We start from the raw sequence: 20,469 nt of genomic DNA, 5'->3' as shown, positions 1-20,469 counted from the left end.
TAAACATCCATGTCTGCACAACAATTCATATCTGCAGGGCGGGGCAAGCTAATCAGACGTTTGTGGCTGATGGTCTTGTTTGCGCTATTAATTTGCCTCACGTTCACGCAGGCCAGCCTGCCTGTAACCACGCATCGCCTGATTGTTTTGATACTCGCCCTGGGGGTCGTCTTATGGGGGGTGTTAACCGTACTCATCTGGCAGCAACAACGCACCGCACTGGGCACGCAAGCCGCAGACCTGCAAACCTTTAACCGGGTGCTGGCAGATGTTTATGCCAGTGACACGTTTACCCCGGTGGTGTTTTCACCGACCGCATCTGCCAGCGTCGAGAGTGGCTGGCAACAACTGCGTACACAACTGGCGCAACTGGACAGCGATGGCGCCTCAGTCAAGCAACATCATCAACAACTGAATCAGCTCTACCTGGCCTTGAGCCAATGTAACCAGGCCATTGTGCAGAGCCAGGACAAGCATAGCCTGTTTGAACAGATTTGCCGGATTATCGTGAATCTGGGCCATGCCAATATGGCCTGGATTGGTGAGCTGGACAGAGACAGTAAACAGATTGTGGTCGCCAGTGCCTTTGGTTCTGGCATTAACTATCTGGACGAAGTATTGATTTCAGCAGACCCGGCCGCCGCAAGCGGCAGAGGGCCGTGCGGTTTAAGCATGCTGTCAGACCACCCGTACTGGGTACATGATTTCCAAACCAATCCTATTAGCGCGGTGTGGCATGACAAGGCCACCGAGTTCGCCTGGAAAGCCGCTGCTTTTTTGCCGCTGCATGCTGAAGGCAAAGTTATCGGCTGTTTGTCATTGTATGCAGAACATGAGCATGCATTTGAACCAGATATCCAGCGCTTACTGCAGGACATGGTCGCGAATATTGATTTCGCCCTTGGCCGCTTTGAGGTGCAAGCGCAGAACAGCCTGTTTCAAACCAATTTGCTGATGAGCGAGCAGCGCGCACAACTGGTGCTGGAAAACGCGCTGGATGCCATTGTGAATATCGACCTGCAAGGCTCGATTGTGGAGTGGAACCGTGCTGCGGCGCATATGTTTGGGTATACGCGGGCGGAGGTGCTTGGGCGCATGCTGGAAGATGTGATTGTGCCGCCTGCGTATCGTGAGGCGCATCATCAAGGCATGCAACGTTTGCAGCAATCCGGGCACTCGCGATTGTTAGGTAAGCTGATTGAAATTACTGCTTTGCGCCGGGATGGCAGCGAGTTTCCCATTGAACTGACGATTGTGGAAATCAAGCGCGACCATGAGCATTATTACAGCGCATTTATTCGCGATATCACTACCCGTAAAGAGGCAGAAGAGCGTATACGGTTTCTGGCCAATTATGATTCTTTAACTGGCCTGCCTAACCGTCACCTGCTGAATGAGCGCGTGATTGTCGAAATTGAGAAAGCCTGGGACCAGGATGGACAGTTTGCGTTGATGTTCCTCGATCTTGATCACTTTAAAGATGTGAATGATAGTTTGGGGCATCGCTACGGCGATAATCTGCTGATTGCATTGACGCATCGCTTTCAAAGCCTGGTGCGACCGCAGGATACGATTTGCCGCCTGGGTGGTGATGAGTTTGTGTTTTTACTGGCAGAGGCGGATCACACCATTGCCAAAGAGGTGGTAGAGCGCCTGCTAAAAGCCGTTGAGCAGCCATTTTTGATCGACCAGTACGAGCTGACCATTACCGCGTCGGTCGGCATTGCTATCTACCCGGATGACGGCCTGGATATGGAAAGTCTGCAACGCAATGCTGATGTCGCCATGTACCGCACCAAAAAAGAGAGTCGTAATAGTTACCGCTTCTTTAGTAACCATATGCAAGTGCAGACGGCGCGTAACCTGCAACTGGTGAATGCCTTGCGCCAGGCCATTGCGCTGGGACAGCTGGCGGTGTATTACCAGCCACAGGTCGCACTCGACTCCGGTCGCCTGGTCGGCGTAGAGGCCTTGCTGCGCTGGAAGCATCCGCAATTAGGTTTTATTTCGCCAGCCGAATTTATTCCGCTGGCGGAATCTAGCGGCCTGATTATTTCCATCGGCAGCTGGGTGCTGGAGCAGGCCACGCAGCAAATTCACACCTGGCAACTGGCGGGCATCCAAGATATTTCGGTATCGGTTAACTTGTCCAGTATCCAGTTCAGGGATCCAAAACTGCCTGCGCTGGTGAAGAGTATTCTCGAGCGTTATCAGGTGTCACCGCACTGCCTTGAACTGGAGCTGACTGAAGGCGTCGCACTGGAAAACCCGGAAGGGGCGGTGGCCATGATGGATGCCCTCAGCGGCTTGGGCGTACGTTTGTCGATTGACGATTTTGGCACCGGGTATTCTTCACTCAGTTACCTGAAAAAGTTTAAAGTCTACAAACTCAAGGTAGACCAGACGTTTGTCCGCGACATCACCACCGATGATGAAGACAAGGCCATTGTCATCGCGATTATTCAACTGGCGCGCAGCCTGGGCATGAAAACCATTGCCGAAGGGGTGGAAACCCCAGAGCAGAAAGCTTTCTTGCAAGCACAAGGCTGTGACGAGATGCAAGGCTATCTGCTGAGTAAACCCATGAGCAGTGATGACGCCACGACTTTCCTGCTGTCTTATTAATTCACTTCGGTTGTTTATTTCCCAATCTCTGACCGCACACGGTGGGCCGCGGCATTGCTGACGGTGGTGTTTTTTCGCATACGCATCACAATATTTTAATGTTAATAAAATATAAACATTGTTAAAATAACTCACGAATACATCTTAATAAATCAAAGTGAGGAGTTACACAATGTATAGCAAGGGAGTCGTTTTATCCGGAATGAAGAAAATCAGTCTGGCCGTGATGCTGGCTGGTTTGTCCGCGAATCTGCACGCGATTGAGTTGTTGAACGGGTTTGGCGGCGATGCCGGTTTTGGTGAGCTGGCCATGTTAGCCAATGATGATGATTCAAGCAACGCGTTAAATTTGCCGTTTGGTATTAATTTCTTTGGCCAGGAATTCAATCGTTTTTTTATTAACAATAACGGCAATATCAGCTTTTTGAGCGATTTGTCTACATTTACACCAGAAGCTTTCCCGGTGGCGACGCAGCCCATGATCGCCCCTTACTGGGCAGATGTAGATACGCGTGTTGGGCAAACACCGACTGCTTTCGGCAGTAATAGTGTGTATGTGGCCTCGCCCAGCGCAGAGACCGTCGTGGTGACTTGGCATAACGTCGGTTACTATCCAGCGCAAAACGATAAACAGAATAACTTTCAATTAGTGCTGCAAAAAACACCAGGCACTTCTAATGGTAGTTTCAGTGCCGAGTTTCGCTATGACCGACTGGAGTGGACGACAGGCGATGCCAGTGGCGGCGTCAATGGTTTGGGCGGCACACCTGCGCAAGCTGGCTATGATGCCGGTGATAATATCAATTACGAAACCCTGCCTGGCTCTCGTTCTAACGAGGTGCTGAACCTGGTCAATTTGAGTAATGTTTCTACGGCGACGCCTGGTTTATGGCGATTCTCGTTTAATAACGGCGCCTTGCCAGGACAAACGGCCGAAAATGCTTTTTTACCGGTGGTGGTCGATGGCGCGTATCAATTCGAGTTTAATGTGCAATTGAATCAACGTGTGTTTATTGACCCGCTGGTGGCTGTTGGCTATGACTACGAAGTCACAGGCGGTAATCAGTTTACGTCTGTATTGTTACCGCTTCTGGCAGCTGACACAGATGGTTACGCAATTTATGCTTTAGGTAACCTGACACCAGGTGGCCTGTTAGGCACCGTAACTGGTGGCACCGTGTTTAACTTTGCGACGCCACTGACAGGTTTCACGGTGGCTGGTATTGATGCTGCGGCCATGCTGGATCCGGCGAATACGACCGCATTTGTTACCGGGCTGACTTTTTTGAATGCAGGTGTGGTGCAGATGTCGCAAACACCAATCACCACATTGGTGGCACAAGTGCCTGAGCCATCCTCCTATGCCATGCTGTTATGTGGTCTGGCGGGATTGATTGTTGTGCGCAGAAAAACGCGCGCCTAAGTCTTTATTAGGCTGATCTCAAAAACCCTGCTTTTGCAGGGTTTTTGCATTCATGACACAGGCAACAGTGTGGTGCCTCACAATCGTTGTGGGCACACATATTTCTTTAAAGCCTTTTCATTGATGCATTATTTCCCTTGACACTGTAAATGATAATTATTATCATTTGAAAACAGTTTAGCCAAGGAGAGTCATGATGAAACGTCATACGGTGGTTGGAAAAACCATGCTGGCTGGAAAAACCGCCTGCAAAGTGCTTTATCACCAGTCCTCAGACACGGTGGAGCTGGAAGTCGGCGGGACCACACTCAAGTTTGAGGCCGACAGCTTTATCGTGATTAACGAAATGCTACGCAAGGCGGCGGCCCGTATTGTGATGCAGACTGAAATCGAGATGAGTGTTTGAAAGAGAGATTGCCATGAATACAATGAATATCCACGCGATGCGTTATGACCCCAGCTTGCCCGATGCTGAATCGGTGATGGCGTCATTGCTCTATATTGCCACCTTGTATATCAAGAAACCAACCTATGATCTGGCCAAGCAGGCCTTGCGCCTGGCCGAAACACTGACTGCGCCCGAGTATGCGGATTCAGACCTGATTTGCAGTGTGTCGCGCCGCATGTGTGTGCAGTGGACCCTGCTGGTCAATGAGCATGAGCAGGCTGAAGCGCCACTGGCAATATAAAAACAACCGTGTTTAGGGCTTGAGTATGAGTGAGGAAAGTATGTGTAAGAAAATTCTGTTGTCCGGCCAGGCCGGTTTTCGTGTGCATTATTGTGAAACACACCGCACGATAGAGCTTGAGATTGGTGCCATGAGTTTGCGGCTGGATGAAGACGCGCTGGAAGTGATGAGTGATGCTTTGGATGAGTCTGTGAGCAAGTTGCAGGCTTTGCATGCGACCAAAGGGTCTTTTCAGGCATTTATGCGGCAATTGAATATGCCGGATTAAGGCGCTGGTCTAGAGCGTAAACTACACAGGCAGTGATGCTCGCATCACTGCCTGTTTTCAGTTTCAATATTTGGCGGGTACGAACATTTCTTTGGGGACAGGTTCGCGGATGTAGTCGGCGTTGTAGACGCGCTTGGGTAGTACGACAGGTGCGTGGGCCACTTCTCCGTAGTTAATCTGGCTCAACAGGTGGCTGATGCAGTTAAGGCGCGCCTTCTTTTTATCGACGGCCTCTATGACCCACCACGGTGCTTCGGGGATATGCGTACGTTCCAGCATGACCTCCTTGGCTTTGGTGTATTGCTCCCACAGGCGGCGGGATTCCAGATCCATCGGGCTCAGTTTCCATTGCTTGAGCGGATCGTGAATACGCGTCATAAAGCGCAAATGCTGTTCGTCGTCGGTGATCGAGAACCAGTATTTAATTAAAATAATGCCGGAACGTACCAGCATCTTTTCAAACTCCGGCACTGAGCGGAAAAACTCTTCATATTCGTCGTCGTTACAAAAGCCCATGACTTTTTCGACCCCGGCACGGTTATACCAGCTGCGGTCAAACAACACGATTTCACCACCTGCCGGCAGGTGCGAAATATAGCGCTGAAAATACCACTGTGAGCGCTCACGTTCACTGGGGGCAGGCAGTGCAGCCACACGACAAACGCGCGGGTTCAGGCGCTGCGTGACACGTTTAATGACGCCGCCTTTACCGGCGGCATCGCGACCCTCAAATAGCACCACCACTTTCAGTTTGTTGCGCACGACCCAGTCTTGCAATTTGACCAGCTCACCTTGCAGCCGAAACAGCTCTTTAAAGTAGGTTTGTCGATCCGAGAGGGTGGATTGACTGCGCGCTGATTGCAGGCCATCGATATTAGTTGCCCCCGCAAATTCGGCCAGAATCTGCTCCATACGTTCGTCGTCTAGTTCCATTTCCAGCTCTTCATCAAAACTATCCAGCATTTCATTGTTGAAGCGTTCATCCATAGACAAACGTTCATCAATAGATTCAATTTCAGCAGATTTTTCTGTGGTCATGGAGTGTTCCGGTATGGATATGCAGAACTCTAATTTAGAGTTGCAGCATGACAATTTGATGACTATTGCGCGCTTGCCACGTCTTTTTGTCATCAATGTGACATATTTCAAAACAATACTCTGAGTTCTTAATAGAACATCCGGAGAATATTGATGGATACTTCAGCGGCTAGTCATTCGACGCTGTTACATACTGCGTCTTCCTCTAAACCTAATCTCGATAAGAAATCTGGTGCGCTGACCATGGCGGTATTTGTTGGCCTATTGCTGATTGGCCTGGTGTATACCGGCTTTAGCCTGATGCACGATGTGACGGATACCGGCGCGCAGACAACCACCTGGGTGCCATTTATTTTGCTCGGTGTAGCACTGGTAATTGCGCTCGGTTTTGAGTTTGTGAATGGTTTTCACGATACGGCGAATGCGGTGGCCACCGTCATTTATACCCATTCATTGCCTGCTAACTTTGCGGTGATCTGGTCGGGCACCTTTAACTTTCTGGGCGTGTTGGTGTCTAGCGGTGCCGTGGCTTTCGGCATTATTTCCCTGTTGCCCGTCGAGCTGATTTTACAAGTGGGTTCGGGCGCCGGGTTTGCCATGGTGTTTGCCTTGTTAATCGCTGCCATTATGTGGAATTTAGGCACCTGGTTGCTGGGCTTGCCTGCCTCTTCATCGCATACCTTGATTGGTTCTATTATCGGCGTGGGGGTTGCCAACGCGTTGATGCATGGTCGTGATGGCACCAGTGGTGTCGATTGGGCGCAGGCGACTAAAATCGGTTATTCCTTGTTGCTTTCACCGTTAATCGGCTTCTTTTTTGCGGCTTTATTGTTGCTTGCCCTGAAAGCATTTGTCAAAAGCAAAGAGCTGTATCAAGAACCTAAAGGCAATAAACCACCGCCACTGTGGATACGCGGCTTGTTGATTTTGACCTGTACCGGTGTCTCGTTTGCGCATGGCTCCAATGATGGCCAAAAAGGCATGGGCCTCATTATGTTGATTCTGGTGGGGACGGTGCCTATGGCCTACGCTTTGAACCGCGCTATGCCGGTGGATCAAATGACGCAGTTTGTTGCCGTGGCACAAGTCACTCAGCAATCCCTGGCGCACAGCACCAGTTTAACGCCGCCGGCCAGCAACGAAGCTGCGCGCTATGTGCTCACTGAGTATGTGCGCACAAAGGCCGTTACCTCTGAAGTGGTGCCTGCCTTGGCCGCCATGACTGGCAGCATAGGTGAGCAGGTGAAATCGCATGGTACCTTTGCTGAAGTGCCTGCCGAGCAGGTAGGTAACGTGCGTAACGATATGTACCTGGTTTCTGAGGCCATTCGTTTTCTGGACAAAGATGAAAGCGTTAAATTTGACGCTGATACCAAAGCCAATGTGACAGCGTTCAAAAAGGAAATTGATGGCGCAACCAAATTTATTCCGCTGTGGGTAAAAGTGGCGGTTGCGATTGCCCTGGGCCTGGGCACCATGGTGGGCTGGAAACGCATTGTGGTCACGGTGGGTGAGAAAATTGGTAAAACGCACCTCACTTACGGCCAGGGTGCATCGGCCGAGCTGGTCGCCATGACCATGATAGGCGCCGCGGATATGTATGGCCTGCCGGTATCGACCACCCATGTATTGTCCTCAGGCGTGGCGGGGACCATGGCCGCAAACAAATCAGGCCTGCAAATGTCTACCATCCGCAACCTGCTGATGGCCTGGGTGCTGACTTTGCCTATGGCGATGGTGCTGTCAGGCAGTTTGTACTGGCTGTTTACACATTTGTTTTAAATGTGTTTAAGCGGATGCTAATGACAAAAGAAATGTACAAGCGCTAATACGCTACATTTCTTTTGTCTGGCTGAGGCTGCTTGTGACTGCGGCGAGAGTCGCTTGGAATGACCAACGGCTAGTCAGGGATTTTAGCCGTTACATTCTTGGTCAGGGTATTCAGTGTTTGATTCAGGGTATCAAACGCACTGTTGTTGAGCCCGGTATCACAGGCCACACGTTTTTGTACATCTGACAGCTTGCTGCGCAAGGCCTGGCCTTCTTCGGTCAGGCTGACAATCACTACGCGCTCATCATCTTTCTGGCGGGTGCGTTTGGTCAGTTTTTTCACTTCCAGGCGTTTGACCACCGGCGTGATAGTGGCTGGTTCCAGCATCAGTTTTTCGGCGATTTGTTTAATCGACAATTGTTTGTATTGCCAGAGGGCGACCAATACCAGATATTGCGGATAAGTCAGGTTGAGTTTGTCCAGATCGGGCTTGTAAGAGCGCAGCAAGGCATGGGTTGCCGAGTAGAGCGAAAAGCACAATTGGTTTTCCAAATAGAGGTTAGGCATGAGCTTTAAAAATTATATTGTCATTAATAGGAATCATTAATCATTACAGCATCAATCGGGGTGAGTGTCTATAGCTGTTTTGTAGGAGAAACACTGGTTTTGTATAAGATATGAGACCTCACAGTGTAAATCTGGGTATTCATAGCCATTTTGAGGTGAAAGACCCTGATATGAAGCGGGGAATGGCTGTGTTTGAGGATGGCGGCGAATAGATTAAAGTGCGTTAAAATGGATGGATATTCCAGCCCAATTGATGTGCAGTAGAAAGCCTTCCGCGTTATGTTGCCTTCCGTGACTTTTCTTGACCTCGAGACCACCGGGGCGACCCCTTTACGTGACCGTATCACCGAGATTGCGCTGGTGCGCTTTGACAACGGCGTTGAAACGCTGCGCTGGCAAACCTTGGTCAACCCGCAACAGCCTATCCCGCCGTTTATTCAATCATTGACTGGTATTAACGACGCCATGGTGGCCGATGCGCCACTTTTTGCCGAAGTGGCGGATCAGTTGTTAGCGTTTTTGGAAGGCTCCGTGCTGGCTGCGCATAATGTGCGTTTTGACCATGGCTTTTTAAAATCGGAATTCAAACGCCTGAATATTACTTTGCAGCAACAAGTGCTGTGTACGGTCAAACTCTCGCGCCTGCTATACCCGCAGCATTATAGTCACGGTATAGATGCCATTGTCGCCCGTCACCAGATCACTGGCCTGGCACGTCACCGCGCCATGGGTGATGTCGAGGCGATATTGATTATGTTGAATGATGCCAGGCGTGACCTCGGCGCAGAGGTGGTGCAGGCCGCTGCGCTCAAATTAATGGCCGCACCGACCTTGCCGCCACATATCGATGCCAGCCTGGTCGGTGAGTTGCCTGAGGCGCCAGGTGTTTACCTGTTTTATGGCGAGAACGACTTGCCTTTATATATAGGTAAAAGCGTTAATGTGCGCGCACGCGTGCTATCGCACTTCAGTAGTGATCATGCCTCCAGCAAAGAGATGCGCATGACACAGGAAATGAAACGCTTTGAATGGATACCCGCCGCAGGCGAATTTAGCGCCTTGTTACTGGAGTCACGGCTGGTGAAAGAGCGCATGCCGATTTATAACCGGCAGTTGCGGCGCGAGCGTCAGTTGTGCAGCTGGCAGTTAGTGGCTGGTGCACAACCGATAGTCAGACTGGTGAATGAGGATGAGATTGACCCTAGCCAAATGGCACATTTGTTCGGTACGTTTAGGAGCAAGCGGCAAGCTGTTGAGACCTTGCGCAAGATTGCTGACCTGAGCCATTTGTGTGCCAAAACGCTGGGGCTGGAAACCGGGCGTGACGGGCCATGTTTTGCTTATCAACTGAAACGCTGTAAAGGCGTCTGTTGCGGGCAGGAATCTGCCGAGATGCATGCCTTGCGTGTGCAGCAAGCACTGATGGCACATAAGCTCAAAGCCTGGCCGTATCGTGGCAAAATAGGCATAGAAGAATACAACCTCGAAAATGATTTACGCCAGATTCACGTGTTTGAGCACTGGGTGTATGTAGGCGTGGCGGTGGATGACGAGAGTTTGCTGGCTTTACGCGAGCAAACAACAGCGCTCAAGTTTGACCTCGATAGCTACAAATTACTGTTGAAGATGCTGTCACAGAAAAAGACCCGTGTACTGGATCTGGCTGGTTAGGAAAGCGTTCACCAACCGTGTACACGGGTAAGGGGTAGGGTACGTATCAGGGCAGGTAAAAAGTGCTATTGGTGGATACTTGCTCGCCATTCGCTTTTCCATCATTCGAGAGCATCGTGACCTCAATCTGGATGCGATGGCTGCCCTGCAGATCGCTTGCAGGCACAGACAAGCTTAAAGGTACTAATATTTCCTCAGTAGAAGCGGCTGTGAGTATCTGCTCACTTTCCACACGCAAGCCGTCTATGCCGCGGGCACGCACCTGGTAGCGCTGATTGTGCTCGGTGGCATTGGTGAGGTGCAACTGGTAAGGGTTTTCAATGCCATGGCCGGTTTCGCGGTACATGATATTGCGGTCACGCATGATGTCGACCTTGAAATCGGGTTTATGCAACAGCCCGTAGCCTAACCAGGCGGTCATCAATACAAATAATCCGCTATAGATCAGTACGCGTGGCCGCAGCAGATGTTGCCGCAGTTTGTGTTGCCCGCTGAGGCCAGCCGCGGAAAAGCGGATTAAGTCGCGTGGGTACTGCATTTTGTCCATGACGTCATTACAGGCATCAATACACAAGCCGCAGCTGATGCACTCATATTGCAAACCATTGCGGATATCGATGCCGACCGGACACACTTGTACGCAGATATTGCAGTCTATGCATGAGCCCAGGCCGTCTGCCTGGTAATCCTGGTTTTTACTGCGGCCACCACGCGGTTCGCCACGTGCGCTGTCATAGGCCACAATCAAGGTGTGATTATCAAACATCGCACTTTGAAAGCGCGCATAGGGGCACATATGTTTGCACACTTGTTCACGCAGAAAACCGGCGTTGCCATAGGTGGCCAGCCCGTAAAAGCCTAGCCAGAAACAGGACCAGCCGCCCATTTGCCATTGCAGCATGTCGCTGCATAATTCGCGTATCGGCGTGAAGTAACCGACAAAGGTAAAGCCGGTGACCAATGAAAAAGCCAGCCAGGCGGAGTGCTTGCTCACTTTAATGCCGATTTTGTGTGCGCCCCAAGGCTGGCCATCCAGTTTTTGCCTGGCCATGCGGTCACCTTCTATCGTGCGCTCCATCCACAAAAAGATCTCGGTATACACCGATTGCGGACAGGAGAACCCGCACCAGAGACGGCCTGCTACTGCAGTAAATAAAAACAGGCCCAGGGCGCTAATGATCAGTAGCAGTGCCAGGTAAAACAAATCCTGCGGAAAAATCACCAGGCCAAACAGGTAAAAGCGATGGGTGTCGATATCCAGCAACAGTGCCTGGCGGCCGCCGTATTGCAGCCAGGGCATGCCGTAAAACACTAATTGTGTCAGCCAGATCATCAGCCAGCGCCAATTTTTAAAATAGCCGCTGACTGAGCGTGGATAGACCTTGGGTGTTTTCTGGTAAAGCGAAATAGTTTGCCCGGCGACAGGGGCTGCCACAATCGGGATCACAGGTTTGCTGCGTGAAGATGTCATACAAGCACTCGGTATCAATAAGACGAGTGCAGTGTAAAAGAGAAGACTAATTTAAAACAGATTCAGTTTTTTGTTAAAAAACCATATCAGATGCACAATGTTCACGCCTGCTTGATCAGTTGCCCCAGGCGTTCAATGGCCTGCAAATGTACGTGATTGACGGTATGCCCGTAATTGAGCCGGATATAACTGGCGTATTGCTGTTGTGATGAAAACATATGGCCGGGGGCGAGGCTGATATTCTCGGCAATCGCTTGTTGAAACAGCTGCAAACTATTGCGTTGATCGGGCAACTGTAGCCATAAGAAATAGCCGCCTTGCGGCAAGGTAAAGCGTACTTGTGGCGGCAGGTGCTGGTGGATGGCTTGCGAGAATTGTAATTGCTGTAACATGAGTTGGTGCCGCAGCTGGCGCAGGTGTTTGTCATAGCCGCCTTTGGCCAGGTAGCTCGCTAATGCCAGTTGTGCCGGAATCGAGGTGGCCAGGGTAGTGGATATTTTTAAGCGGGTGATTTTTTCGGCAAAGCGCCCGGCGGATACCCAGCCGACGCGGTATCCTGGTGCCAGCGCTTTTGAAAAAGAGCTGCAATGCATCACCCAGCCTTCTTTGTCCCAGGTGTTGGCAGGTAGTGGACGCTGTTTGCCAAAATATAATTCGCGGTATACATCATCTTCTATCATGGGCAATTGATAGCGCGTGATTAACTCGACCAAGGCCTGCTTTTTTTGCTCCGGCATCAGGCTGCCGGTCGGGTTCTGAAAGTTGGTCATCAACCAGCAGGCTTTGGGTTGGTGCTGAATAATGGCGCGCTCCAGTGCCGCCAGGTCTATGCCTTGCTCGGGGTGGCTGGGCACCTCAATTGCGCGCAAGCCCATGCGCTCAATTGCCTGTAAAGCCGCATAAAAACTGGGCGACTCGATAATCACGCTATCGCCAGGCTGGGTCACGGCGGCCAGGCAGAGGTTGAGTGCTTCCAGTGCGCCATTGGTTATCACAATGTCACTGAGGTCGGTGGGTTTGCCATCCAGTTGGTAGCGCAATGCAATCTGGCGCCGGAGGGCGATATCGCCCTGACCAATGTCACTGACCGTATCTTGCGGTTGCATACGGCGCACGGTGCTGGCCATATGGTCGGCCAGTTTTGACAGCGGGAATAGCAACGGACTGGGAAAGGCTGAGCCAAACGGAATCTGCTGCGGGTCTTTAATGCGCTCCAGCAGGTTGAACACCAGGTCGCTGACTTGCAATGTGGTAGGCGTGCCTTCATCGCTGGCGGTGTGTGGTAACAGGCGTTCGCTACGCAGCGGCCCGGCGACGTAATAGCCGGAGCGCGGCCGCGTCACAATCAGGCCGCGAGCTTCCAGTAGATAGTAAGCCTGGAATACGGTAGATGCATTGACCTGCTTGCTGGTTTGGATCTGGCGGATAGAGGGCAGTTTGTCACCGCGCTTGAGCAGGCCTTGCTGAATCGCACTGGCGATTTCTTCGGCGATGATTTCGTATTTCTTCACAACTAGCCTTGCTGCCGCTAAGCACATAATCTGATATGGTTAATTTAATCTAAACTGCCGCTGTTCGGCAATGCCGGGCGGCGATAAGCTGCTATCTTTTGTGAAAAAGGCTAGGCATGCATATCTCTGAATTGCTGATGTCGGCAGTGAAAAGCGTGGCGCAACAGAATAAAAAACACTATGCATTAACCATGCACGACGGGCAGGCGCTGCAGCTAAAGGTCGCAGATATGTTTAACGTGCACTTGTTGCAGCAGGATCATCCGCTTGCCTGTGTGCATTTTCAACCGCTGAGCTCATTGAATAATATTGAAATGCAGCCAATGTACCGCGTGGCTTCGCTACGCACGGCGACGGGCGAGGATACCCAGCTCTCTGCCGAATTACTGGAATGCGTGTTTGCGGTGTATCGTTATTACACCAATGGCAGTATCCGGCCCTGGCGAAACGCTGTAAAATAAGGTGTTGGATGGCAAGTCAGGCTGTTAATCCAGTGGGCTGGGCAGCCGTGAAAAACATGCGCAAATATATTTGCATTCTGCAATAAATTGCGTATAATTGCGGGTTCTTTAAAAGGCGACGTTTAAGGCATCATTATGTACGCAGTGATTAAAACAGGTGGCAAACAGTACAAAGTAGCCGCTGGTGACAAATTAAAAGTAGAAAAATTGGTTGGTGACGTTGGTTCTACTGTTGTGATCGACAAAGTGTTGTTGATTGCTAACGGCGAGTCAACTACGATTGGTGCACCTTTGGTGGCCGGTGCTAAAGTGAGTGCGACTGTGGTATCACATGGCCGTGGCGACAAAGTGATGATTTTTAAAATGCGTCGTCGTAAGCACTACCGTAAGACTCAAGGTCATCGCCAGAGCTATACCGAAATTCAAATCGACACTATTTCTGCTAAATAATTAAGCAGATTGCTAGAGGGAATCAAACATGGCACACAAAAAAGCAGGCGGTAGTTCACGTAACGGCCGCGACTCACAAGCAAAACGCCTGGGCGTTAAAGCTTTCGGTGAAACAGTAGTTAACGCTGGCAGCATCATCGTTCGCCAACGTGGTACTAGAATGCACGCTGGCGAAAACGTCGGCATGGGTAAAGACCACACGCTGTATGCATTGGTAGAAGGCAAAGTTAAATTTGCAATCAAAGGCGCGTTGAAGCGTCATACCGTGAGCATCGAAGCGGTTTAATCAAAGTTGTATGTAAAAAGCCCTGTCGCTTGACGGGGCTTTTTACTTTATAGTTCGCAGATTGCATGCAGCCTTGTTCACCATAACGCAGCCATGCGCTTAAAAGGCAAATTGAATCATGAAGTTTATTGACGAAGCTACTATCAAAGTTTACGCCGGTGACGGTGGCAACGGCGTTGCCACGTTCCGCCGCGAAAAGTATGAGCCTATGGGCGGCCCCAACGGTGGTGATGGTGGTCGCGGCGGCTCTATTTTCGTGGTGGCCGATCGTAATATCAATACGCTGGTGGATTACCGCTATACGCGTACCTTTAAAGCCGAGCGTGGTGAAAACGGCAGCGGTTCCGATTGCTACGGTAAAGGTGGCGATGACATGATCCTGCGCGTGCCCGTCGGCACCACTATTAGTGACAAAGCCACCGGACAGATGATGGTGGACTTGAGTGCGGATGGCCAAAAAGTGATGATGGCCAAAGGCGGCAATGGTGGCCTGGGTAATATCCACTTTAAAACCAGTACTAACCGCTCCCCGCGTCAATGTACCAAGGGTGATCCAGGTGAGGCGTTCGAGCTGTATCTGGAGTTGAAAGTTTTGGCGGACGTCGGCTTGCTCGGCATGCCTAACGCCGGTAAATCTACCTTTATCCGCTCAGTGTCTGCGGCTAAACCAAAGGTGGCCGATTATCCGTTTACCACGCTGCATCCTAACCTGGGGGTGGTGCGTGTCGACAGCAATCGTAGCTTCGTCATTGCCGATGTGCCTGGTTTGATCGAGGGCGCCGCTGAAGGGGCTGGCCTGGGCCATCAGTTTTTGCGCCATTTGCAGCGTACTTCTTTGCTGTTGCATTTGGTTGACCTGGCGCCGTTTGATGATGCGGTTGATCCGGTGCAGGAAGCCAAAGCCATCGTGAATGAACTGAAAAAATACGACCAGGAACTTTACGATAAGCCGCGCTGGCTGGTATTGAACAAGATTGATATGTTGGAAGACAGCGCGCAGAAAGTGGCTGATTTTGTGAAAGCCTATGGCTGGAAGGGCCCGGTATTCCCGATTTCTGCGATTAGTGGTATCGGTTGCCAGACGCTGACTTACGCTATCATGGACCATATTGAACAAGCGCGTGCACAACGCGAATTAGAAGAAGCGCAACCTCAGCCCGCGGCAGAATAAGTTTTATGAGTGTCTCTCTCATACAAGACAGTAAAACCCTGATTGTGAAGGTGGGTTCCAGCCTGGTCACCAATAATGGTCAGGGCTTGGATAAAGCTGCCATTGCCGCCTGGGCAGAGCAAATCAGTGCGCTGGTCAAGCAGGGCAAGCAAGTGGTGCTGGTTTCCAGTGGTGCAGTCGCCGAAGGCATGCAGCGCCTCGGTTGGAAAAAGCGCCCGGTAGAAGTGAATGAATTGCAAGCCGCTGCCGCCGTTGGCCAGATGGGCCTGGTACAGATGTATGAGCAGTGCTTCTCGCAGCACGGCTTACACACTGCGCAATTGCTGCTGACGCATGAAGACCTGGCAGACCGTAAGCGCTACTTGAATGCGCGGACGACGCTGCGTACGCTGCTCGATTTAAACGTGATTCCTATCATCAACGAAAATGACACGGTGGTGACCGAAGAGATCCGCTTTGGGGATAACGATACCTTGGGTGCGCTGGTAGCAAACCTGATCGAAGCCGATGCGCTGATTATCCTCACTGACCAGCAAGGCCTGTATTCGGCTGATCCGCGCAAAGACCCTGCTGCGGTATTTATCAATTTTGAAACTGCTGGTAACCCGGCGCTGGAAAGCATGGCTGGCGGTGCTGGTAGTGCGGTGGGCACGGGCGGTATGCTGACCAAAATTCTGGCGGCCAAGCGCGCGGCCAGTAGTGGTGCGCACACCGTGATTGCGTCTGGCCGTGAGCCGCAGGTGCTGATGCGTTTAAGCCAGGGTGAAGCTATCGGTACACATTTAAAAGCGGGCAAAATGAAAACGCTGGCCAAAAAACAATGGTTGGCCGATCATTTGCGCGTGGGCGGAAAGTTGGTGCTGGATGATGGTGCTGTCAATGTGCTGAGCAAAGATGGCAAGAGTTTACTGCCGATTGGTGTGGTGGATGTGCTGGGCCAGTTTGAGCGTGGCGATGTGGTTGCCTGTGTCGATGCACAAGGGAAAGAGTGGGCGCGTGGCATTGTCAATTACAATGCCAATGAAGTGCGCAGAATTAAGCGTAAACCCAGTAACGAGATTGAAAGTGTACTGGGATATGTGGAAGAAAAAGAGTTGATACACAGAGATAATCTGGTATTGGTTTAATTGCCAACAAGACGAAGAGAGTGCAAGGCAACGTGATGAGTAAACCTTTGGTAGCCATTATTATGGGGTCGGACAGTGACTGGCCGGTGATGAAAAATGCCGCGCAAATGCTGGCAGATTTTGGGGTGGCTTATGAAGCGCGCGTCGTATCTGCGCATCGCACACCGGATCTGATGTTCCAGTTTGCCGAGTCAGCTGCAAGCAATGGTTTTCAGGTGATTATCGCCGGTGCTGGTGGTGCTGCGCACCTGCCAGGCATGGTGGCGGCGAAAACCACCTTGCCGGTATTGGGTGTGCCTGTGCCTTCCAAGCATCTGCAAGGGCAAGATTCATTGCTGTCTATCGTACAAATGCCTAAGGGTATCCCGGTGGCTACGTTTGCCATTGGTGACGCAGGGGCTGCCAATGCCGGGTTGTTTGCCGTGGCCGTGCTGGCGAACCAGGATGCTGGCTTGGCTGAGAAATTAGCGACTTTCCGCAAAAAACAAGCCGAAAAAGTCCATGCAATGGTGTTGAGCGAACAACCATGACATCATTCGTGATTCAACCTTCTGCCATGTTGGGTATGTTGGGCGGCGGCCAGCTAGGTCGTTTCTTTGTCATTGCTGCGCATGAAATGGGCTACAAAGTCACGGTGCTGGACCCGGACAAAAATAGCCCGGCGGGCATGATTGCTGATGTGCATTTGTGTGCGGCATACGACGATGCAGCCGCTTTGAAAACCATGGCTGACACCTGCCAGGCAATTTCGACTGAATTTGAAAATGTGCCCGCTGAAACGCTGGCGACCTTGGCAAAATCAACCATCGTTCATCCAAGCGCAGATGCCGTAGCGATTGCGCAGCACCGTATCAAAGAGAAAACCTTCTTTAAAGATTCTGGCTTGCCGATAGGTCCGTTTGTGCCGGTGACGGCTGAAAGCGATTTGCCGCAAGATGGTGATATGTATCCGGCGGTGCTCAAGGTAGCGCGCTTTGGTTACGATGGTAAAGGTCAGGCACGTGTCGCCAACCGCGAACAAGCTGTGGCCGCTTTCCAGGGCTTTAAGCAGGAAACCTGCGTGCTGGAAAAAATGTTACCGCTGGACCTGGAAGTGTCCGTGGTGCTGGCGCGCGATGTGCATGGCAATATTGCTGCATTCCCCACTGCTGAAAATAGCCATTTGAACGGTATTCTTGATATCAGCATTGCTCCGGCGCGCTGCTCCGAAGTGATTAAAGCCAATGCGCAAGAATTGGCGAAAAAACTGGCCAATAGCCTGAATTATGTCGGTGTATTGGGCGTGGAGTTTTTTGTGGTCGGCAACCAGTTGCTGGTTAATGAAATTGCGCCGCGTCCGCATAATTCCGGTCATTACACGCTGGATGCTTGTGTGACCAACCAGTTTGAACAGCAGGTGCGTGTGATTACCGGTCAGGCATTGGGCAGTCCGCATTTGCACAGCAATGCAGTCATGGTGAATATTCTGGGTGATAGCTGGCTGTATAGCGGCAAACAGGTTGAGCCTGCGTGGGATAAAGCCTTTGCGCATGGTAACCTCAAAATGCACTTGTACGGCAAGCATGAGCCGCGCAAAGCGCGCAAAATGGGGCATTTCACGGTGATTGGTGAGGACGCGCAAGCTGTGCTTAATGCCGCTAAAGTGGCGCGCAGTGAATTGCATATTGGTGAGTAAGAAGGTGTAACGCTTAAAGAGAAAAGCCCGGCATGTCCGGGCTTTTTTGTGTCTGGTTTTTGCTGTGTGGCAGATGTTAGGCAATAAAAAAGCCGGACATTCGTCCGGCTTTTTTAGTATGCACCCCTACTGAAATTATTCAGCAGCTTTTTTCGCGCGAGGCTTAGCAGCTTTTTTAGCTGGTGCCGCTTCGGCTTTAGGTGCAGCTGCTTTTTTCACAGAAGCCAAAGTCGCAGGTGTGTCACCGGACAATGCTTTGATCGCAGCAGTCAAACGGCTCTTATGACGAGCAGCTTTGTTTTTGTGGATGATTTTTTTGTCAGCGATGCGGTCGATCACGCTTACGTTTTCTTGGTAAGAAGCGACTGCAGCAGCTTTATCACCAGTTTGAATCGCTTTGATTACTTTTTTGATCGCAGTACGCAAAGTAGAACGCAACGCAGCATTGTGCGCGTTTACTTTGACGGATTGGCGCGCGCGTTTGCGAGCTTGTGCGGTATTTGCCATATTCGTTTTATCCTGTAACTTTCAAAAGGGGTGTGATACGAAACCGTGCATCATACTGTTTTTGCTTTGTTTTTGCAAGATTAAAAACGCATTTAGTCGATTGATTGTTGCTGCATGGTAAAATCGGCCAACTTTTCAATCTGCTGACAGTCCGCTGCTAGCGATAAGCTGCCAAAAATAGACTAAGGCGCGTATTTTCCATCATTTATGAATTTGCTCAAAGCTCTGGCCACTGTGGGTGGCATGACGTTTATTTCGCGCCTGCTCGGCTTTGTACGTGACACGCTGATCGCCCGTATTTTTGGCGCGGGCATGGCCACCGATGCGTTTTTTGTGGCGTTTAAAATCCCTAACCTGTTGCGCCGTATTTCTGGCGAAGGCGCGTTTAGCCAGGCCTTTGTGCCTATCCTTTCCGAGTATCGCAAGCAGCGTACGCCGGAGGCGACCAAGGCGCTGATTAACCATGTGGCCAGTTTGCTTGGCCTGTTTCTGGTGGCGATTACTATTGTCGGCATGTTGGCGGCACCGCTGATTGTGCGCCTGACCTCACCGGGCTTTGTGCATGACCCGGCCAAGTTTGCGTTGACCACTGAGCTGTTGCGAATCACCTTTCCTTACATCCTGTTTATTTCGCTGGTATCGATGGCAGGCGGGGTGCTCAATGCTTTTAGCAAGTTCCAGGTGCCTGCCTTTACGCCGGTCTGGCTCAATTTGAGTTTTATCACGGCGGCGATTTTTATTGCGCCGCATTTCCACAACTCCGTCTATGTCTTGGCCTGGGCAGTATTTGTTGGCGGTATTATCCAGTTGCTGTATCAGTTGCCTTACCTGCAAGAGATAGGCATGTTGCCGCGCTATGCGCTTAACTTTGAGGACGAAGGCGTGCGCCGTATTCTCAAGTTGATGGGGCCGGCTATTTTTGGCGTGTCTGTGGCGCAGATTTCCATCGTGCTGAATAATATTTTTGCTTCATTTATGCCTACCGGTAGCGTGTCCTGGTTATATTACGCTGATCGCCTGATGGAGTTTCCGACCGGTGTATTGGGCGTGGCATTAGGCACGATTTTGTTGCCGAGTTTATCCAAGGCGCACGTCGATAAATCCAGCGCCGAGTTTTCACTGTTGCTGGACTGGGGCTTGCGCCTGACCTTTATGCTGGCCATTCCGGCAGCGGTGGCGATGGCCGTGCTTTCCAAGCCTTTGGTTGCCAGCCTGTTTTATTACGGTAAATTCACCGCTATGGACGTGTTGCAAACCGAGCGCGCACTCATTGCCTATAGCCTCAGCCTGTTGGGCTTGATTATGGTCAAGGTCCTTGCGCCGGGGTTTTATGCGCGCCAGAACGTGAAAACGCCGGTTAAGATCGCCATCTTTACCTTGGTTGTGACGCAAGTCATGAACGTGGCTTTCTTACAGTTGACGCCTTTGCAGCATGCCGGATTGGCGCTGTCTGTTGGTCTTGGTGCTTGTCTCAATGCGACCTTGCTATGGGTTACTTTGCAGAAAACGGATGCTTATCAGCCGCAGCCTGGCTGGCTATTATTCCTGCTTAAACTGCTGATTGCGGTGACGGTGATGGCGCTGGTGTTACATGCGGCGGCGACCTGGTCCGGCGATTGGCTGGCGATGGCGACATTAACGCGTATGTCGCATCTGGCGGGTATCGTGGTGCTGGGCATGAGTGTTTACTTCGCCGCACTCGGCTTGCTCGGTTTCAGGCCAAGAGACTTTATGAAACGGGTGGCTAAATGAAACGGA

Annotated in this window: 20 protein-coding genes; 15 read left to right on the top strand and 5 right to left on the bottom strand. The window is 51.1% G+C overall.

Annotation, left to right across the window (positions count from 1 at the left end):
- The first annotated feature begins 9 nt into the window (after window positions 1-9).
- The 5 genes from GQ52_RS02190 to GQ52_RS02170 all read left to right on the top strand — a co-directional run bounded on the left by GQ52_RS02190 (window position 10) and on the right by GQ52_RS02170 (window position 5,005).
- Window positions 10-2,625, top strand: coding sequence for a bifunctional diguanylate cyclase/phosphodiesterase (locus GQ52_RS02190; protein ID WP_047514760.1), 2,616 nt, complete (start codon window positions 10-12; stop codon window positions 2,623-2,625).
- A gap of 202 nt (window positions 2,626-2,827) precedes the next feature.
- Window positions 2,828-4,048 (top strand): nidogen-like domain-containing protein, encoded by a 1,221-nt coding sequence (locus GQ52_RS02185; RefSeq protein WP_047514756.1) that lies wholly within the window; start codon window positions 2,828-2,830, stop codon window positions 4,046-4,048.
- A 193-nt stretch (window positions 4,049-4,241) separates the two neighbouring features.
- A complete protein-coding gene (locus tag GQ52_RS02180) occupies window positions 4,242-4,454 on the top strand; it encodes a hypothetical protein (RefSeq protein ID WP_232410995.1) in 213 nt (70 codons plus the stop codon).
- Window positions 4,455-4,467: 13 nt separating this feature from the next.
- Complete coding sequence (locus GQ52_RS02175; protein WP_051502152.1) at window positions 4,468-4,737, top strand: hypothetical protein; 270 nt, start codon at window positions 4,468-4,470, stop codon at window positions 4,735-4,737.
- Between the two features lie 40 nt (window positions 4,738-4,777).
- A complete protein-coding gene (locus GQ52_RS02170; RefSeq protein ID WP_228519697.1) occupies window positions 4,778-5,005 on the top strand; it encodes a hypothetical protein in 228 nt (75 codons plus the stop codon).
- Window positions 5,006-5,068: 63 nt separating this feature from the next.
- Here the strand turns inward: GQ52_RS02170 and ppk2 are convergent, their stop codons facing one another.
- A complete protein-coding gene (ppk2, locus tag GQ52_RS02165) occupies window positions 5,069-6,043 on the bottom strand; it encodes a polyphosphate kinase 2 (RefSeq protein ID WP_047514753.1) in 975 nt (324 codons plus the stop codon).
- 153 nt (window positions 6,044-6,196) lie between these two features.
- Between ppk2 and GQ52_RS02160 the strand changes: the two genes are divergently transcribed.
- Window positions 6,197-7,825 (top strand): inorganic phosphate transporter, encoded by a 1,629-nt coding sequence (locus GQ52_RS02160; protein WP_047514750.1) that lies wholly within the window; start codon window positions 6,197-6,199, stop codon window positions 7,823-7,825.
- A gap of 118 nt (window positions 7,826-7,943) precedes the next feature.
- On the opposite strand, the gene GQ52_RS02155 is transcribed toward GQ52_RS02160, so the two are convergent.
- Window positions 7,944-8,381, bottom strand: a complete 438-nt coding sequence (locus GQ52_RS02155; RefSeq protein ID WP_019881447.1) for a MarR family winged helix-turn-helix transcriptional regulator — start codon at window positions 8,379-8,381, stop codon at window positions 7,944-7,946.
- 279 nt (window positions 8,382-8,660) lie between these two features.
- On the opposite strand from GQ52_RS02155, the gene GQ52_RS02150 reads away from it, so the two are divergent.
- Window positions 8,661-10,052, top strand: a complete 1,392-nt coding sequence (locus tag GQ52_RS02150) for a 3'-5' exonuclease family protein (RefSeq protein WP_047514747.1) — start codon at window positions 8,661-8,663, stop codon at window positions 10,050-10,052.
- Between the two features lie 46 nt (window positions 10,053-10,098).
- Here the strand turns inward: GQ52_RS02150 and ccoG are convergent, their stop codons facing one another.
- Both ccoG and GQ52_RS02140 read right to left on the bottom strand, forming a co-directional pair.
- The gene (gene ccoG, locus GQ52_RS02145; protein WP_047514744.1) at window positions 10,099-11,523 is read right to left on the bottom strand and encodes a cytochrome c oxidase accessory protein CcoG; all 1,425 of its coding nucleotides are present in this window, start codon (window positions 11,521-11,523) and stop codon (window positions 10,099-10,101) included.
- Window positions 11,524-11,624: 101 nt separating this feature from the next.
- Complete coding sequence (locus GQ52_RS02140) at window positions 11,625-13,034, bottom strand: PLP-dependent aminotransferase family protein (protein WP_047514739.1); 1,410 nt, start codon at window positions 13,032-13,034, stop codon at window positions 11,625-11,627.
- Window positions 13,035-13,150: 116 nt separating this feature from the next.
- Between GQ52_RS02140 and GQ52_RS02135 the strand changes: the two genes are divergently transcribed.
- From GQ52_RS02135 to GQ52_RS02105, 7 genes are all read left to right on the top strand, one after another.
- Entirely contained in the window at window positions 13,151-13,495 is a 345-nt protein-coding gene (locus tag GQ52_RS02135; RefSeq protein WP_047514737.1) for a hypothetical protein, read from the top strand.
- A 135-nt stretch (window positions 13,496-13,630) separates the two neighbouring features.
- A complete protein-coding gene (gene rplU, locus GQ52_RS02130) occupies window positions 13,631-13,945 on the top strand; it encodes a 50S ribosomal protein L21 (RefSeq protein WP_019881452.1) in 315 nt (104 codons plus the stop codon).
- 28 nt (window positions 13,946-13,973) lie between these two features.
- Window positions 13,974-14,231: a 50S ribosomal protein L27 gene (gene rpmA / locus GQ52_RS02125; RefSeq protein WP_019881453.1), complete on the top strand. Its 258-nt coding sequence runs from the start codon at window positions 13,974-13,976 to the stop codon at window positions 14,229-14,231.
- Between the two features lie 118 nt (window positions 14,232-14,349).
- Window positions 14,350-15,402: an Obg family GTPase CgtA gene (gene cgtA, locus GQ52_RS02120; RefSeq protein ID WP_047514734.1), complete on the top strand. Its 1,053-nt coding sequence runs from the start codon at window positions 14,350-14,352 to the stop codon at window positions 15,400-15,402.
- A gap of 5 nt (window positions 15,403-15,407) precedes the next feature.
- Complete coding sequence (gene proB / locus GQ52_RS02115) at window positions 15,408-16,529, top strand: glutamate 5-kinase (protein ID WP_047514731.1); 1,122 nt, start codon at window positions 15,408-15,410, stop codon at window positions 16,527-16,529.
- A 35-nt stretch (window positions 16,530-16,564) separates the two neighbouring features.
- Complete coding sequence (gene purE, locus GQ52_RS02110; RefSeq protein WP_047514728.1) at window positions 16,565-17,059, top strand: 5-(carboxyamino)imidazole ribonucleotide mutase; 495 nt, start codon at window positions 16,565-16,567, stop codon at window positions 17,057-17,059.
- Window positions 17,056-18,204, top strand: coding sequence for a 5-(carboxyamino)imidazole ribonucleotide synthase (locus GQ52_RS02105; RefSeq protein WP_019881457.1), 1,149 nt, complete (start codon window positions 17,056-17,058; stop codon window positions 18,202-18,204). The genes purE and GQ52_RS02105 overlap by 4 nt, the downstream gene beginning before the upstream one ends.
- 135 nt (window positions 18,205-18,339) lie before the next feature.
- On the opposite strand, the gene rpsT is transcribed toward GQ52_RS02105, so the two are convergent.
- Window positions 18,340-18,711, bottom strand: coding sequence for a 30S ribosomal protein S20 (gene rpsT, locus GQ52_RS02100; RefSeq protein ID WP_019881458.1), 372 nt, complete (start codon window positions 18,709-18,711; stop codon window positions 18,340-18,342).
- A 207-nt stretch (window positions 18,712-18,918) separates the two neighbouring features.
- Here rpsT and murJ point away from each other — a divergent pair, with 207 nt between their 5' ends.
- Window positions 18,919-20,463 (top strand): murein biosynthesis integral membrane protein MurJ, encoded by a 1,545-nt coding sequence (murJ, locus tag GQ52_RS02095; RefSeq protein ID WP_019881460.1) that lies wholly within the window; start codon window positions 18,919-18,921, stop codon window positions 20,461-20,463.
- Window positions 20,464-20,469 lie beyond the last annotated feature (6 nt).

It is taken from the genome of Methylophilus sp. Q8, from assembly GCF_000800115.1.
Taxonomy (GTDB): Bacteria; Pseudomonadota; Gammaproteobacteria; order Burkholderiales; family Methylophilaceae; genus Methylophilus.
This window is presented reverse-complemented; position numbering and strand designations above follow the sequence as displayed.

Excerpts from the sequence above, each read along its gene's own strand:
- GQ52_RS02190 (WP_047514760.1), top strand. The coding sequence starts at position 10 with ATGTCTGCACAACAATTCATATCTGCAGGGCGGGGCAAGCTAATCAGA.
- GQ52_RS02185 (WP_047514756.1), top strand. The coding sequence starts at position 2,828 with ATGAAGAAAATCAGTCTGGCCGTGATGCTGGCTGGTTTGTCCGCGAAT.
- GQ52_RS02180 (WP_232410995.1), top strand. The coding sequence starts at position 4,242 with ATGATGAAACGTCATACGGTGGTTGGAAAAACCATGCTGGCTGGAAAA.
- GQ52_RS02175 (WP_051502152.1), top strand. The coding sequence starts at position 4,468 with ATGAATACAATGAATATCCACGCGATGCGTTATGACCCCAGCTTGCCC.
- GQ52_RS02170 (WP_228519697.1), top strand. The coding sequence starts at position 4,778 with ATGTGTAAGAAAATTCTGTTGTCCGGCCAGGCCGGTTTTCGTGTGCAT.
- ppk2 (WP_047514753.1), bottom strand. The coding sequence starts at position 6,043 with ATGACCACAGAAAAATCTGCTGAAATTGAATCTATTGATGAACGTTTG.
- GQ52_RS02160 (WP_047514750.1), top strand. The coding sequence starts at position 6,197 with ATGGATACTTCAGCGGCTAGTCATTCGACGCTGTTACATACTGCGTCT.
- GQ52_RS02155 (WP_019881447.1), bottom strand. The coding sequence starts at position 8,381 with ATGCCTAACCTCTATTTGGAAAACCAATTGTGCTTTTCGCTCTACTCG.
- GQ52_RS02150 (WP_047514747.1), top strand. The coding sequence starts at position 8,661 with ATGTTGCCTTCCGTGACTTTTCTTGACCTCGAGACCACCGGGGCGACC.
- ccoG (WP_047514744.1), bottom strand. The coding sequence starts at position 11,523 with ATGACATCTTCACGCAGCAAACCTGTGATCCCGATTGTGGCAGCCCCT.
- GQ52_RS02135 (WP_047514737.1), top strand. The coding sequence starts at position 13,151 with ATGCATATCTCTGAATTGCTGATGTCGGCAGTGAAAAGCGTGGCGCAA.
- rplU (WP_019881452.1), top strand. The coding sequence starts at position 13,631 with ATGTACGCAGTGATTAAAACAGGTGGCAAACAGTACAAAGTAGCCGCT.
- rpmA (WP_019881453.1), top strand. The coding sequence starts at position 13,974 with ATGGCACACAAAAAAGCAGGCGGTAGTTCACGTAACGGCCGCGACTCA.
- cgtA (WP_047514734.1), top strand. The coding sequence starts at position 14,350 with ATGAAGTTTATTGACGAAGCTACTATCAAAGTTTACGCCGGTGACGGT.
- proB (WP_047514731.1), top strand. The coding sequence starts at position 15,408 with ATGAGTGTCTCTCTCATACAAGACAGTAAAACCCTGATTGTGAAGGTG.
- purE (WP_047514728.1), top strand. The coding sequence starts at position 16,565 with ATGAGTAAACCTTTGGTAGCCATTATTATGGGGTCGGACAGTGACTGG.
- GQ52_RS02105 (WP_019881457.1), top strand. The coding sequence starts at position 17,056 with ATGACATCATTCGTGATTCAACCTTCTGCCATGTTGGGTATGTTGGGC.
- rpsT (WP_019881458.1), bottom strand. The coding sequence starts at position 18,711 with ATGGCAAATACCGCACAAGCTCGCAAACGCGCGCGCCAATCCGTCAAA.
- murJ (WP_019881460.1), top strand. The coding sequence starts at position 18,919 with ATGAATTTGCTCAAAGCTCTGGCCACTGTGGGTGGCATGACGTTTATT.